This window comes from Ramlibacter sp. (genome assembly GCF_028291745.1).
In the GTDB taxonomy this organism is placed as follows: Bacteria; Pseudomonadota; Gammaproteobacteria; order Burkholderiales; family Burkholderiaceae_C; genus Ramlibacter.
Genome location: NZ_JAQGNQ010000059.1, coordinates 1 through 13,722 on the forward strand (window position 1 = coordinate 1; position 13,722 = coordinate 13,722).

General features: G+C 67.1%; 13 protein-coding genes. 4 read left to right on the plus strand and 9 right to left on the minus strand.

The window, feature by feature from the left end:
• From JWP60_RS10785 to JWP60_RS10800, 4 genes are all read left to right on the plus strand, one after another.
• The coding region (locus JWP60_RS10785; protein ID WP_299790479.1) for an FAD-binding protein at positions 1-305 on the plus strand (305 nt) is incomplete at its 5' end.
• A 114-nt stretch (positions 306-419) separates the two neighbouring features.
• Entirely contained in the window at positions 420-2,210 is a 1,791-nt protein-coding gene (locus JWP60_RS10790; protein WP_299790481.1) for an acyl-CoA dehydrogenase, read from the plus strand.
• A 22-nt stretch (positions 2,211-2,232) separates the two neighbouring features.
• Positions 2,233-3,207, plus strand: coding sequence for a nitronate monooxygenase family protein (locus tag JWP60_RS10795; RefSeq protein ID WP_299790484.1), 975 nt, complete (start codon positions 2,233-2,235; stop codon positions 3,205-3,207).
• A 133-nt stretch (positions 3,208-3,340) separates the two neighbouring features.
• A complete protein-coding gene (locus JWP60_RS10800) occupies positions 3,341-4,453 on the plus strand; it encodes a PA0069 family radical SAM protein (protein WP_299790487.1) in 1,113 nt (370 codons plus the stop codon).
• Between the two features lie 22 nt (positions 4,454-4,475).
• On the opposite strand, the gene JWP60_RS10805 is transcribed toward JWP60_RS10800, so the two are convergent.
• From JWP60_RS10805 to JWP60_RS10845, 9 genes are all read right to left on the minus strand, one after another.
• Positions 4,476-5,924: a filamentous hemagglutinin N-terminal domain-containing protein gene (locus JWP60_RS10805; RefSeq protein WP_299790490.1), complete on the minus strand. Its 1,449-nt coding sequence runs from the start codon at positions 5,922-5,924 to the stop codon at positions 4,476-4,478.
• A 241-nt stretch (positions 5,925-6,165) separates the two neighbouring features.
• On the minus strand, positions 6,166-7,323 hold the full coding sequence (gene dnaJ / locus JWP60_RS10810) for a molecular chaperone DnaJ (RefSeq protein ID WP_299790493.1): 1,158 nt from the start codon (positions 7,321-7,323) through the stop codon (positions 6,166-6,168).
• 104 nt (positions 7,324-7,427) lie between these two features.
• A complete protein-coding gene (gene dnaK / locus JWP60_RS10815) occupies positions 7,428-9,380 on the minus strand; it encodes a molecular chaperone DnaK (protein ID WP_299790496.1) in 1,953 nt (650 codons plus the stop codon).
• 98 nt (positions 9,381-9,478) lie between these two features.
• Positions 9,479-10,087, minus strand: a complete 609-nt coding sequence (grpE, locus tag JWP60_RS10820) for a nucleotide exchange factor GrpE (RefSeq protein ID WP_299790499.1) — start codon at positions 10,085-10,087, stop codon at positions 9,479-9,481.
• A gap of 168 nt (positions 10,088-10,255) precedes the next feature.
• Positions 10,256-10,606, minus strand: coding sequence for an FKBP-type peptidyl-prolyl cis-trans isomerase (locus JWP60_RS10825; RefSeq protein ID WP_299790502.1), 351 nt, complete (start codon positions 10,604-10,606; stop codon positions 10,256-10,258).
• A 20-nt stretch (positions 10,607-10,626) separates the two neighbouring features.
• Positions 10,627-11,796: a fumarylacetoacetate hydrolase family protein gene (locus JWP60_RS10830; protein ID WP_299790505.1), complete on the minus strand. Its 1,170-nt coding sequence runs from the start codon at positions 11,794-11,796 to the stop codon at positions 10,627-10,629.
• On the minus strand, positions 11,793-12,110 hold the full coding sequence (locus tag JWP60_RS10835) for a winged helix-turn-helix transcriptional regulator (protein WP_299790508.1): 318 nt from the start codon (positions 12,108-12,110) through the stop codon (positions 11,793-11,795). Before JWP60_RS10835 ends, JWP60_RS10830 begins: the two co-directional genes overlap by 4 nt.
• A 102-nt stretch (positions 12,111-12,212) precedes the next feature.
• Positions 12,213-12,707, minus strand: a complete 495-nt coding sequence (locus JWP60_RS10840) for a MarR family transcriptional regulator (protein ID WP_299790511.1) — start codon at positions 12,705-12,707, stop codon at positions 12,213-12,215.
• A gap of 99 nt (positions 12,708-12,806) precedes the next feature.
• Positions 12,807-13,544, minus strand: coding sequence for an ABC transporter ATP-binding protein (locus tag JWP60_RS10845; RefSeq protein WP_299790514.1), 738 nt, complete (start codon positions 13,542-13,544; stop codon positions 12,807-12,809).
• Between the last annotated feature and the right edge of the window lie 178 nt (positions 13,545-13,722).

The following is a 13,722-nucleotide window of genomic DNA, read 5'->3' on the forward strand; positions in this document are numbered from 1 at the left end:
TCCACGAAGTGCTGGAGCCGCTGGCCGACAAGCTCGGCGCCGCCATCGGTGCCAGCCGCGCCGCGGTGGACGCGGGCTATGCGCCCAACGACCTGCAGGTCGGCCAGACCGGCAAGATCGTTGCGCCACAGCTCTATATCGCCCTGGGCATCAGCGGCGCGATCCAGCATCTGGCCGGCATGAAGGATTCGAAGGTGATCGTCGCGATCAACAAGGATCCCGAAGCGCCGATCTTCAGCGTGGCGGACTACGGGCTGGAAGCGGATCTGTTCCAGGCCGTGCCGGAGTTGATCAAGGCGCTGTAAGTCAAGGGGATGTCATTGCGGGCTCGACCCGCAATCCATGCCCCGTCGACCCGCCGCGCTCGTGTGCGGCATGGATCCCGGGTCACACCCGGGACGACATCCTTTGGAGCCTCCATGAGCTACACCGCCCCCCTCAAGGACATGCTGTTCGACATCGAGCATCTCGCCAACATCGGCGAGATCGCGCGCATGCCCGGCTTCGAGGAGGCCGGGCTCGATACGGCGCGGGCCGTGCTGGAGGAATGCGCGCGCTTCAACCAGGAGGTGGTCGCACCGCTGAACGTCCAGGGCGATCGCCAGCCCTCTACGTGGAACGACGGCCAGGTCACCACCACTCCCGGCTTCAAGGAGGCCTACCGGCAGTACGCCGAGGGCGGCTGGCAGGGGCTGCAGCATCCGGTGGACTTCGGCGGCCAGGGCCTGCCCAAGACGATCGGGGCCGCCTGCGGCGAGATGCTCAATTCCGCCAATCTCAGTTTTGCGCTGTGCCCGCTGCTCACGGACGGCGCGATCGAGGCGCTGCTGACGGCCGGTTCGGACCAGCTCAAGTCGGTGTACCTGGAGAAGCTGGTGACGGGCGAGTGGACCGGCACCATGAACCTCACCGAGCCGCAGGCCGGCAGCGACCTGGCGCTGGTGCGCACGCGCGCCGAGCCGCAGCCCGATGGCACGTACCGCGTCTTCGGCACCAAGATCTTCATCACCTACGGCGAGCACGACATGGCGGACAACATCGTCCACCTGGTGCTGGCCCGCATTCCCGGTGCGCCCGAAGGCGTCAAGGGCATCAGCCTGTTGGTGGTGCCCAAGTTCCTGGTGAATGGCGACGGCTCGCGCGGCGCGCGCAACGATGTGCAGTGCGTGAGCATCGAGCACAAGCTGGGGATCAAGGCCTCGCCGACCGCGGTGCTGCAGTATGGCGACGCCGGTGGTGCGGTGGGCTACATCGTGGGCGAGGAGAACCGCGGCCTCGAGTACATGTTCATCATGATGAACGCGGCGCGCTATGCAGTGGGCGTGCAGGGCATCGCCGTGGCCGAGCGCGCCTACCAGCAGGCGGTTGCCTATTCGCGCGACCGGGTGCAGTCGCGGCCGGTCGACGGCTCGGTGCCCGGCCCCGCGGCCATCATCCACCACCCCGACGTGCGCCGCATGCTGATGACGATGCGCGCCTATACCGAAGGCTGCCGCGCGATGGCGAGCGTGGCCGCGGCCGCCTACGATGCGGCGCATCACCATCCCGATGGGTCCGTGCGCAAACAGAACCAGGCCTTTTACGAATTCCTGGTGCCGCTGGTCAAGGGCTACAGCACCGAGATGAGCCTGGAGGTCACCTCGCTGGGCGTGCAGGTGCACGGCGGCATGGGCTTCATCGAGGAGACCGGTGCGGCGCAGTACCTGCGGGACGCCCGCATCCTGACCATCTACGAAGGCACGACGGCCATCCAGGCCAACGACCTGATCGGCCGCAAGACGGCGCGCGACGGCGGCCAGACCGCGCGCGCCATCGCCGCGCAGGTCGAACAGACCGAGCGCGCCCTGGCGCAGCGTGACAGCAGCGCGGCGCGCGCGGTGGGCAAGCGCCTGCAGGCGGCGCGCACCGCCTTCCTCGAAGTGGTTGATTTCATCGTGCAGCAGGGCAAGACTTCGCCCAATGCAGTGTTCGCCGGCTCGGTGCCTTACCTGATGCTGGCCGGCAACCTGATGGCAGGGTGGCAACTGGCACGTTCGCTGCTGGTGGCGCAAGACCTGTTGCCCGCGGGACAGGACGCGGACTTCCTGCAAGCGAAGATCGCCACGGCCCGCTTCTATGCCGACCACATCCTGGCCAAGGCGCCGGGCTTGCGGGACAGCATCGTCGAGGGCGCGGAGAGCGTGACGGCGCTGGCGCTGGAAGCGTTCTGAATCCAACGGCCCTGGAGACTCGATGTCGAAACTGCCCCTCGTCCTGCGCAATCTTCCCTTGCCGGTGATCGCCTCGCCGATGTTCATCATCAGCACGCCGAAGCTCGTGATCGAGCAGTGCAAGGCCGGCATCGTCGGCTCCATGCCGGCGCTGAACGCGCGACCGGCCGCGCAACTGGACGAGTGGCTGCACGAGATCGAAGAGGAACTCGCGGCGCACAACCGCGCGCACCCCGGGCGGCCCGCAGCGCCGTACGCGATCAACCAGATCGTCCACAAGAGCAATGACCGGCTCGAGCAGGACATGCAGGCCGTGGTCAGGCGCAAGGTGCCGATCGTCATCACTTCGCTCGGTGCGCGTACCGACGTCAACGAGGCGATCCACGGCTACGGCGGCATCGTGCTGCACGACATCATCAACAACACGTTCGCGCGCAAGGCGATCGAAAAGGGCGCGGACGGCCTGGTCGCCGTGGCGGCCGGCGCCGGTGGTCACGCGGGCGTGAAGAGCCCTTTCGCGCTGGTGCAGGAGATCCGCCAGTGGTTCGACGGCCCGGTGGCGCTCTCGGGCGCCATCGCCAACGGCGGCGCGGTGCTTGCCGCGCAGGCGCTGGGCGCGGACTTCGCGTACATCGGCTCGGCCTTCATCGCCACGCACGAGGCGCGCGCAAGCGAGGCGTACAAGCAGGCGATCGTGGACGGCACGTCCGACGACATCGTGTATTCGAGCCTGTTCACGGGCGTGCATGGCAACTACCTGAAGGCCAGCATCCGCAATTCCGGGCTCGACCCCGACCAGCTTCCGGACAGCGATCCCAGCAAGATGAGTTTCGGTGGCGGCGAAGGCAGCAAGAAAGCCTGGAAGGACATCTGGGGCTCCGGGCAAGGCATAGGCACGGTCACGGAGATCGTCGCGACGGCGCAGCTTGTGGAGCGACTGCGGCGCGAGTACGCGCAGGCGAGGGAACGGCTGTCGCTGCCTGGAATCGCGCCATGAAGTGGATGTCGTTGCGGGCTTGACCCGCAATCCATGCGGCGCCCGTGTAAGCGCCGTCGTGGATCCCGGGTCAAGCCCGGGATGAGATCCGCGAGACCTGGCCACGCACGGGCCGTTGATGCATACTGTACGCATGAACAGTATCGATCGCAGCACGGATACCACCGCGGCGGAGGTGCGCATTCCGTTGCACGCGATCAGGGGACGCGGCACGGCGACGCGCATGGCGCATCGCTTCGAACGCGACAGCCGCGAGAGCTTCGACGACGGCTGGCAGCTCAGCGACGAAGAGCAGGCCGCGATCCCCCGCACCGAGGTGATCTGGGAGACGGCGCGCAGCATCATTGCGCACAACGACTCGCCGGACATCCATTTCGGCAGCTCGCTCAATCCCTACCGCGGTTGCGAACACGGCTGCATCTACTGCTATGCGCGGCCCACGCACAGCTATCTGAATCTCTCGCCCGGCCTCGACTTCGAAACGAAGATCATCGCCAAGCGCAACACCGTGGACCTGCTGCGCAGCGAGCTTGGCCGGCGGGGCTACCGGCCGGAACTGATCGCCATCGGTTCGGCGACGGATTGCTACCAGCCGATCGAGCGCGAACTGCGCCTCACGCGCGGCGTGATCGAAGTGCTGCGCGAGGCGCGCCATCCCTTTGCGCTGGTCACCAAGTCGAGCGGTGTCGAGCGCGACCTGGACCTGATAGCGCCCATGGCCGCCGAGGGCCTGGCCGCGGTCTACGTGACCATTACCACGCTCGACGCGGAGCTTGCGCGCAAGCTCGAGCCGCGCGCCGCCGCGCCGCACAGGCGCCTGCGCGTGCTGCGCACGCTGGCCGAGCACGGCGTGCGCTGCGGGGTGAGCTTGGCGCCGCAGATCCCGTTCATCAACGACGACATGGAGCAGGTGCTCGAGGCCGCCTGGGAGGCCGGCGCGCGCGAGGCCTTCTATCACGTGATCCGGCTGCCCTGGGAGGTGGCGCCGCTGTTCCGGCAGTGGCTGGAGACGCACTACCCGCAGCGGGCGCAGCGCGTGATGGCGCGCATCCAGGAGATGCGTGGCGGCAAGGATTACGACAGCGACTTCGCCACGCGCATGAAGGGCTCCGGCGCCTGGGCGGACCTGCTGGCGCAACGCTTTCGCAAGGCGGCTACGCGCCTGGGCTTCAATGGCAAGAAGCAGCAGTTCCGCACCGACCTGTTCCGCCCGCCCGGGCCCACCGGGCAGGCTGCGCTGTTCTAGCGCGCCCTCTCTGGCCCGCTCTCTAGCGGGTGCACTGCGCGACCTCTTGCGCCTTCTTCTGGCGCTTCTCCGGCGCGGCGGCATAGCGGTCCTGGCCCCCGTCGTCGGCCAGCGACTGACCGGGCGTGACGGCCGGCGCGAGGTACGTGGCGATCACCGTGGCGCTGCGGGCGATGGTTTCCGCGGCGGGGGCCGCGAGCGCGGCCTGCAGCGAGGGCTGCAGCGCGGGGGCGGTGCTGGCACTCGTGGGCGCGGCCGTCGTGCTCGCAGCGCTGGCGAGCGGTGCGATCACCACCGTGCCGCCGCCGCCATCGAGCTCGGAGGTGATGGACGCGCTCACGGTGCCGTTGGCCGGGGTGGTGGCGGAATTGCCGTTGCCCGAATTGCCGTTGCCGTTGCCCGAATTCCCGCTACCCGAGTTGACGTTGACGTTGCCGTTGCCGGAATTGCCATTTCCGTTGCCGGAATTCCCATTGCCCGAATTGCCATTGCCATTGCCGTTGCCGTTGCCGTTGCCGTTGCCGTTGCCTGGGCTGTCCGACTTGTTGTCATCATCGCCCGAGTCCAGCCGCACCTTGTTGTCCTGGATGACCACCCGGCGCGCCTGGATCGCGCCGCTGTGTGTCAGCTCGGAAGCGAACAGGCCGACCGCGTCGGCGTGGATCAGGCCGTCTTTCGTGATCTCGATCTTTCCCTTGGGCGCGAGCTGCATCACGATGCCCTCGAGCCCGCGGCCCGTGATCTGCACCTGCTGGCCGGCGGCAATGATGACGCTGCCGTTGTCGGCCTGCAGCGTAGCTTGCTGGACGGCCGCGGGGACCTTGTCGTCCTTCTTGCTGTTTTCATTGCCGTTGCCGCCCTTGTCGTCCTTGCCGTCGTTTGCGGGCGTGCCGACCTGCACATCGGTTCCGATCAGGACGATGTCGCCGCCGCGCGCGAGGATGCGGCCTTCGATCTTGAGCTGCTTGCTGTCCTTGCCGGCAGTGAAGCGCAGCCGCCCGGCCAGCGCATCCGCATTGGACATTTCCAGGGTGGAGGCGGTGAAGCCCGCCGTGTCGACGACGGCGCCCTTGCCAACCGTGATGCCTGCCGGGTTCACCAGCACCAGGTTTCCATTGGAGGTGAGGGTGCCGAAAATGTCAGACGGATTGCCGCCGGTGACGCGGTTGATGGACGTGCTGTCGGCGCTGGGTTGCTGGAAGCGCGTGACGCTGCCGGCCGGCACCGAGAAGGTTCGCCAGTCGATCGCGGAGTATCTGGTGCCGGCGCCGTTGACCGTCGTCACCAGCAAGGAATTGCCGAGCGGCGGCTGGATGATCGCCTGGCCGTGCACGACCGTCGCACCCGCCGGCTGCGCATGGGCCGCCGCATGCCATCCCAGCACCGCGAACGCCGCCAGCGCCAGCATGAGCACGCGCCGGCAAGACGAGACGCCGATCGAACCCCGCCCTGCCGGGATGATGCTTGTCATGTACTACTCCCCTGGTGCCGCGGCAGTACGCCGCGGTGGCTCAAGTTAAGTTTCGCAACGTAACCGCAGGGTAGGAGCTTCCATGAGAGGCCTGTAGGAAGTCGCCGCACAGGCACCCGGAGCGAGAAAAACTCCCGCATTTGGAGGCACTCCGCCGGGAACATTTCCGCCGTGCCGGACGACGTCCGGAAACATGAAAGCGGCCCGGAGGGCCGCTTTCAGTCAACGGGTGGCGGGCGCGCTACGCGCTGAAGAAGCCCTTCAGCTTGTCCGCCCACGATTCCTCGTTCGGCGAGTGCTTGGCGCCCCCCTTTTTCAGGGATTCCTCGAGTTCGCGCAGCAGCTTGCGCTGGTGTTCGGTCAGCTTCACCGGCGTCTCCACCGCGATGTGGCAATACAGGTCGCCCGGGTAGTTGGAACGCACCCCCTTGATGCCCTTGCCGCGCAGGCGGAACTGCTTGCCGGCCTGGGTGCCTTCGGGGATGTCGATCGCGGCCTTGCCATCGAGCGTGGGCACGTCGATCTCGCCACCGAGCGATGCGCGCGCAATGCTCACCGGCACGACGCAGTGCAGGTCGTCGCCGTCGCGCTCAAAGATCGCGTGCTTCTTCAGCCGGATCTCGATGAACAGGTCCCCCGGCGGGCCGCCGTTGGTGCCCGGCTCGCCGTTGCCCGCGCTGCGGATGCGCATGCCGTCGTCGATGCCGGCCGGGATCTTCACTTCCAGCGTCTTCTGGCGCTTGACCTTGCCCTGGCCGTGGCAGGTCTGGCAGGGCTCGGGAATGATCTTGCCGGTGCCGCGGCAATGCGGGCAGGTCTGCTGCACGCTGAAGAAGCCCTGGCGCATCTGCACGACGCCGGCGCCATGGCAGGTGCTGCAGGTCTTGGCCTGCGTGCCGGGCTTGGCGCCGCTGCCGTGGCAGGTTTCGCATTCGTCCCAGGAGGGGATGCGGATCTGCGCGTCCTTGCCCTTGGCCGCTTCCTCCAGCGAGATCTCCATGGCATACGAGAGGTCGCTGCCGCGATAGACCTGCCGGCCGCCGCGCGCAGCGCCGGCGCCGCCCCGCTGGGCCTGGCCGAAGATGTCGCCGAAGATGTCGCCGAAGGCCTCGGCAAACCCGCCGAAGCCCTCCGCCCCCGGGCCGCCCGGACCGCGCATGTTGGGGTCGACGCCCGCGTGGCCGAACTGGTCGTAGGCCGAGCGCTTTTCCGCGTCCGAGAGCATCTCGTAGGCTTCCTTGGCCTCCTTGAAATGCGCTTCCGCCTCCTTGGCGCTGTCCCCCTGGTTGCGGTCAGGGTGGTACTTCATCGCCAGCTTGCGATAAGACTTCTTGATCTCGTCGTCCGAGGCGTTCTTGGGGACGCCCAGGATTTCGTAGTAGTCGCGTTTCGTGGCCATGTTGTTCGTAGAAAGGGGCTAGAGACTGAAGGCTGGAGGCTGGTGAGATACCGACACGGTCGTTCCCCAGCCCCCGGCCGCCAGCACCTAGCCCCTGGAGCTGCTTAGCCCTTCTTCACTTCCTTGACCTCGGCATCGACGACGTTGTCGTCATTGGCCGGATGCGAAGCAGCGCTCGCCCCAGCTTCGGGGCCCGCGCCCGGCTGCGCACCGGCACCCGCGCCACCCGCCGCCTGCTGCGCCGAGTACATCTGCTCGCCCAGCTTCTGGCTGGCCGTCATCAGCGCATTGGTCTTGGCTTCGATCGCTTCCTTGTCTTCCGACTTGAGCGTCTCTTCCAGTTCCTTGGCAGCGGCCTCGATCTTGGCCTTCTCACCGGCATCGATCTTGTCGCCGTGTTCGGTCAGGCTCTTGCGCACGCTGTGCACCATCGCCTCGCCCTGGTTGCGCGCCTGCACGAGTTCGAGCTTCTTCTTGTCCTCGGCGGCGTTGACTTCGGCGTCCTTCACCATCTTCTCGATCTCGGCTTCGGTCAGGCCCGAGTTCGCCTTGATGGTGATCTTGTTTTCCTTGCCGGTGCCCTTGTCCTTCGCGCCCACGTGCAGGATGCCGTTGGCGTCGATGTCGAAGCTCACCTCGATCTGCGGCAGGCCGCGCGGCGACGGCGGGATGCCTTCGAGGTTGAACTCGCCGAGGAGCTTGTTGCCCACGGCCATGTCCCGCTCGCCCTGGAAGACCTTGATGGTCACGGCCGGCTGGTTGTCGTCGGCGGTGGAGAAGGTCTGCGCGAACTTCGTCGGGATGGTCGTGTTCTTCTTGATCATCTTCGTCATCACGCCGCCCAGGGTCTCGATACCCAGGGACAACGGGGTGACGTCGAGCAGCAGCACGTCCTTGCGCTCACCGGAGAGCACCTGGCCCTGGATGGCAGCGCCGACGGCCACGGCCTCGTCGGGGTTCACGTCCTTGCGCGGCTCCTTGCCGAAGAACTCCTTGACCTTCTCCTGCACCTTGGGCATGCGCGTCATGCCGCCCACCAGGATCACGTCCTGGATGTCGCTGGCGGACACGCCGGCATCCTTCATCGCGATGCGGCAGGGCTCGATGGTGCGCTGGATCAGTTCATCGACCAGCGACTCCAGCTTGGCGCGCGTGAGCTTGATGTTCAGGTGCCTGGGGCCGTTGGCATCGGCCGTGACGTAGGGCAGGTTGATGTCGGTCTGCGTGCTGTTGGACAGCTCGATCTTCGCCTTCTCCGCCGCTTCCTTCAGGCGCTGCAGCGCGAGCACGTCCTTGGTCAGGTCGACGCCTTGTTCCTTCTTGAACTCGGTGACGATGTAATCGATGATGCGCTGGTCGAAGTCTTCGCCGCCCAGGAAGGTGTCGCCGTTGGTGGAGAGCACCTCGAACTGCTTTTCGCCCTCGACGTCGGCGATCTCGATGTTCGAGACGTCGAAGGTGCCGCCGCCCAGGTCGTAGACGGCGATCTTGCGGTCGCCCTTGCCGTGCTTGTCCAGGCCGAAGGCCAGGGCCGCGGCGGTGGGCTCGTTGATGATGCGCTTGACGTCCAGCCCGGCGATCCGGCCGGCGTCCTTGGTGGCCTGGCGCTGCGAGTCGTTGAAGTACGCCGGCACCGTGATCACGGCTTCGGTCACTTCTTCACCGAGGTAGTCCTCGGCCGTCTTCTTCATCTTGCGCAGCACTTCGGCGGACACCTGCGGGGGCGCCAGCTTCTTGCCGCGCTCTTCCACCCAGGCGTCGCCGTTGTCGGCGGCCAGGATGCGATAGGGCATCAGGTCGATGTCCTTCTGCACTTCCTTCTCGGTGAACTTGCGGCCGATCAGGCGCTTGATCGCGTAGAACGTGTGCCTGGGGTTGGTGACGGCCTGGCGCTTGGCGGAAGCGCCGACCAGGATCTCGCCGTCTTCCTGGTACGCAACGATCGAAGGCGTCGTGCGCGCGCCTTCCGAGTTCTCGATGACCTTCACGTTGTTGCCTTCCATGACGGCAACGCACGAGTTGGTCGTGCCCAGGTCGATGCCGATGATCTTTGCCATATCTGTTCTCTCCTAAATCTGTCCACCCTCGCAGGGTGTGAATCAGTCTGTGCTGTACTTGTGGATAACTGTTACGGATTCAAGGACGGGCTGGCCTGCTATCTGGGCGCGGCGACCGTCACGAGGGCAGGGCGCAGGACACGGTCGGAAATCGAGTAGCCCTTTTGCAGGACCGAGACCACGGTGTTGGCCTCCTGGTCGGCCGGCACGACGGAGATGGCCTGGTGCTGGTGCGGGTCGAACCGGGTGCCGGCGGGCGGCGCGATCTCGATCACCTTGTTGCGCTCCAGCGCGGCCTTGAGTTGCCGCAGCGTGGCTTCGGCGCCTTCGCGGATGGTCTGCACGGAAGCATCCTGGTGCGCCAGGCCGGCTTCGAGGCTGTCGCAGACGGGCAGCAGACTTTCGGCAAAGCTTTCCAGCGCGTACTTGCGCGCCTTGGAGACTTCTTCTTCGGAGCGGCGGCGGATGTTCTGCATCTCGGCCTGCGCGCGCACGTACTGGTCGGCGAGCTCGGCGTTCTTGGCGCTCAGGGCGGCGACCTGGGCCTGCCAGTCCTGGTCGCCGGGCTGCTGGCCGTCGACGGAATCATTGGCAGCTTCCTGCGCCGCAGTGTCCTGGGGCAGTTCGCTTTCGGTGGGGGCGTTGTCGGACATGGAGAAAAACGTTCGGGTTCTGTCGAAGACAGCGGGAGAGCTTGGGGCTGGCAAGACCTTTTCAAGGCTGGGGCCGGAAAAAGGATGAGGTTACGGTCCGGCTCCGCCGCCTTGCAGCAATCGTAGGCTGGGCTGCCGAAGGCACCCCACCGATGGCGCGCGGCGCTGGGGTTCGCTGCGCGAAGCCCAGCCTACGCTGCTGCGGGCGCGGACGCCGCGCCTTCAGCGCGTCTCGATCAGCTCGACGTCGAACTTGAGCGTCGCATTCGGCGGGATCGCGCCGCCGGCTCCGCGCGCGCCGTAGCCCAGTTCCGGCGGGATGACCAGCGTGCGCTTGCCGCCCACCTTCATGCCTGCCACGCCTTCGTCCCAGCCGCGGATCACCATGCCGCCGCCCAGGGAGAATTCGAACGGCTGCTTGCGGTCGCGGCTGGAGTCGAACTTCGCGCCCTGCACGCCGTTGTTGTACAGCCAGCCGGTGTAATGCACGCGCACATCCTGTCCGGCCTTGGCTTCCGGTCCCTGGCCCAGGAGTTCGTCTTCGTATTGCAGGCCGCTGGAGGTGGTGATCATGTTCTTGTGTCCTTCGATGGTCAGAGCAGGCCGCGGCGGGCCAGGTCGCGCATCAGCGCGAGGGCGCCATAACGCCACGGGGCTATCCGGTCGCTGGTGTTGACGCGGTTGGCCAGTGTACCGAGGCGCGGGGTCGAAATGGCCACGATGTCCCCGACCGCATGCGTGAAGCCCTGCCCGGGCGCGAAGCGGTCCTGCGTCGGCGCGAACATCGTGCCCAGGAAGAGCACCAGCCCGTCCGGGTACTGGTGGTTGGGGCCGATCGCATGCTCCACCAGCTCGAGCGGATCGCGGCTGATCATCTTCAGGCTGCTGGATCCGGTCATCTCGAAGCCTTCGGGCCCGAGCACCTTCAGGCCGAGGTCGGCGGCGCGCACGTCCTCGATGCCGAAGTGCGCATCGAACAGCCGGATGAAGGGGCCGATCGCGCAGCTGGCGTTGTTGTCCTTGGCCTTGCCAAGCAGCAGGGCGCTGCGGCCCTCGAAGTCGCGCAGGTTGACGTCGTTGCCCAGCGTCGCGCCCACGGTTTCGCCGCGGCTGTTGACCGCCAGCACGATCTCCGGCTCCGGGTTGTTCCAGGCACTGTTCGGATGGATGCCGATCTCGGCACCGGTGCCGACCGCGCTGAGCGGCTGCGACTTGGTGAAGATCTCCGCATCGGGACCGATGCCCACCTCGAGGTACTGCGACCACAGGTTCTTGGCCAGCAGCACCTGCTTCAGGCGGGCCGCCTCCTCGGAGCCGGGCCGCACCTTGGAGAGGTCGTCGCCGATCACCGCGACCACCTCCTTGCGCACGGCTTCGGCCAGCGCCGGATTGCCGCGCGCCTGCTCCTCGATCACGCGCTCCAGCATCGAGGCGACGAAGGTCACGCCCGAAGCCTTGATCGCCTGCAGGTCGCAAGGCGCCAGCAGCCACGGGCTGTCCTCGACCCGCGCGTCCGCGTTGCTGTTGGCAATGACTTCGACGACGGACGCGATGCGTTCGCCGCGGTGCGCCCGCACGGCCGCGGCGGCATCGGGCAGGTCCAGCAGCGCGCTGCAGGTCGGTGCGAGCCGCGACAGGTCGATCACATCGTCGCCAGCGACGCGCACCAACACGGCGCCCTGGCCCTCGATCCAGACCCGGCCCACGAGCGTGGCCTGCTGCGCATCGGCGGGCAGCGTCGCCTGGAGGAAGGATTGCATCATGGGGCTTGCTTCTTCTTGGCCTGGACAGCGACCCAGCGGGCGGCAAAGGGCTGCAGGTCGGCCAGGCGTTTCAGGAGGTCGGCGCCGCTCGCGGTGACACTGTAGCCGTCGCCGTTGTGCTGCATCAGGCCGGCCTCGCGCATCTCCTTGATGCGCGTGTTGAGCGTGTTGGGAGTGATGCCGCCGACGCTGTCCTGCAGCAGCCGGAAGGTCTGTGGATGGCCGTCGCGCAGGGCCCAGAGCACCCGGATGGCGTAGCGCGCTTCCAGCAGCGCGAGCAGCTGGTGAATGGCAGCGTTCTCCTTGGCACTCATTCGCGCGACACTCCAGGCAGCCGGCGGCGCCGGGCGGGCATCGGAGTGTACGCAGGCTACGCTACATAAACAATAGCAGCGTGCCGCCCGCGCAACGCAAGATCATGCCGCCTTGTAGACCTTCTTGAGCAGCGCAATCAGCGTGCGCAGCTCCGCCGGCGTCAGCCGCGAGGCAAATCCCGCTTCGATCGTGGCCGCGGTCTTCTCGGCGTCGCGCACCAGCTTCTGTCCCGCAGGTGTCAGGTGCAGGCCCATGGCGCGGCCGTCGGTGGGGTGGGGCCTGCGGGCGATCAGCTCGCGCTTTTCCAGCATGTTGACCATGCCCACCAGGTTGGGCGGCAGGATGCCCAGCGTGGAACAGAGCTGGCGCGAGGTGATGCCCGGGTTGTGCGCCACCAGCGACAGCACGGAAAACTCGACCGGCTTGAGCTGGTAGGGCTCCATGCCGGCGAGGAAGCGGTCGATCACCGCCAGCGCCGCCCGGCGCGCGTTATAGCCAAGCAGGCTCTCGAGGAAGCTGGTGTCGATGTCCTCCACCGCGGCCGGCGGGGCGGTGTTGCTGTGGGTGGTGCGGGCGGCAGCGGCAGGACGGGGCATGCGGGAGTGGGCGGTGTTCAGGAGTCGGCGGTGAAGCCGACCTATTGCACGAAGTGGCGGCGGGTGCTCATGCGCTGGTCTCCTGAAGCAGGGAAGCCTTCAGTTTGCCGCCGCCTGAGCGCGGGTCGCACCCAGGTAAGTCTCTATCACGCGCGGGTCGTTCGCGAGCTGCGCCGCTGGCCCGTGCATGCTGATCTCGCCGGTCTCCAGCACGTAGCCATAGTCGGCCACCTGCAGCGCGGCGCGCGCGTTCTGTTCGACCAGCAGGATCGACACGCCCTGTTCGCGCAGCCGCTCGATGATCGCGAAGATCTCGCGCACCACCAGCGGCGCCAGGCCGAGGCTCGGCTCATCCAGCATCAGCAGCTTGGGCTGCGACATCAACGCGCGGCCCACCGCCAGCATCTGGCGCTCGCCGCCCGAAAGCGTGCCGGCCAGCTGGGTGCGGCGCTCCTTCAGGCGCGGAAACAGTTCGTAGACGCGCTCGAGGCCGGCGCGCCAGTTCGGGATGCGCAGCTTCATCGGCCGGAAGCCGCCGAGGACGAGGTTGTCCTCCACCGGCATGGTGCCGAACAGTTCGCGTTTTTCCGGCACCAGCGCCAGGCCCAGCATCACGCGGTCTTCCAGCGTGGTGTCGGCGAGGTCCTGCCCGTCGAAGGCGATGCGGCCGCGCGCGGGCAGCAAGCCCATGAGCGCGTTCAGCGTGGTCGACTTGCCGGCGCCATTGGGACCGATCACGGTGACGACGTGGCCCTTGGGCAGGTCGAAGGCGAGGCCGGTCAGCACTTCGGCGCGGCCGTAGCCGGCGTGCAGGTCGCTCACTTGAAGCAAGGGCAAGGCGCCTCCGCCGGGCCGCCCCAAGGAGGCGCGTGCCCCCTCGGGGGGTGGCGCAGCGGCTTCAGCCGCAAGACTGGGGGTCGTCATTTCTAGGGAAAGTCTGAACAAGTCCACCGATCATGCCGCGGCGCGTTGATTGACGCAAAGGAGCCTGCGCGATGAGCCAGATCAGTTTCTC

Excerpts from the sequence above, each read along its gene's own strand:
- JWP60_RS10790 (WP_299790481.1), top strand. The coding sequence starts at position 420 with ATGAGCTACACCGCCCCCCTCAAGGACATGCTGTTCGACATCGAGCAT.
- JWP60_RS10795 (WP_299790484.1), top strand. The coding sequence starts at position 2,233 with ATGTCGAAACTGCCCCTCGTCCTGCGCAATCTTCCCTTGCCGGTGATC.
- JWP60_RS10800 (WP_299790487.1), top strand. The coding sequence starts at position 3,341 with ATGAACAGTATCGATCGCAGCACGGATACCACCGCGGCGGAGGTGCGC.
- JWP60_RS10805 (WP_299790490.1), bottom strand. The coding sequence starts at position 5,924 with ATGACAAGCATCATCCCGGCAGGGCGGGGTTCGATCGGCGTCTCGTCT.
- dnaJ (WP_299790493.1), bottom strand. The coding sequence starts at position 7,323 with ATGGCCACGAAACGCGACTACTACGAAATCCTGGGCGTCCCCAAGAAC.
- dnaK (WP_299790496.1), bottom strand. The coding sequence starts at position 9,380 with ATGGCAAAGATCATCGGCATCGACCTGGGCACGACCAACTCGTGCGTT.
- JWP60_RS10825 (WP_299790502.1), bottom strand. The coding sequence starts at position 10,606 with ATGATCACCACCTCCAGCGGCCTGCAATACGAAGACGAACTCCTGGGC.
- JWP60_RS10830 (WP_299790505.1), bottom strand. The coding sequence starts at position 11,796 with ATGATGCAATCCTTCCTCCAGGCGACGCTGCCCGCCGATGCGCAGCAG.
- JWP60_RS10835 (WP_299790508.1), bottom strand. The coding sequence starts at position 12,110 with ATGAGTGCCAAGGAGAACGCTGCCATTCACCAGCTGCTCGCGCTGCTG.
- JWP60_RS10840 (WP_299790511.1), bottom strand. The coding sequence starts at position 12,707 with ATGCCCCGTCCTGCCGCTGCCGCCCGCACCACCCACAGCAACACCGCC.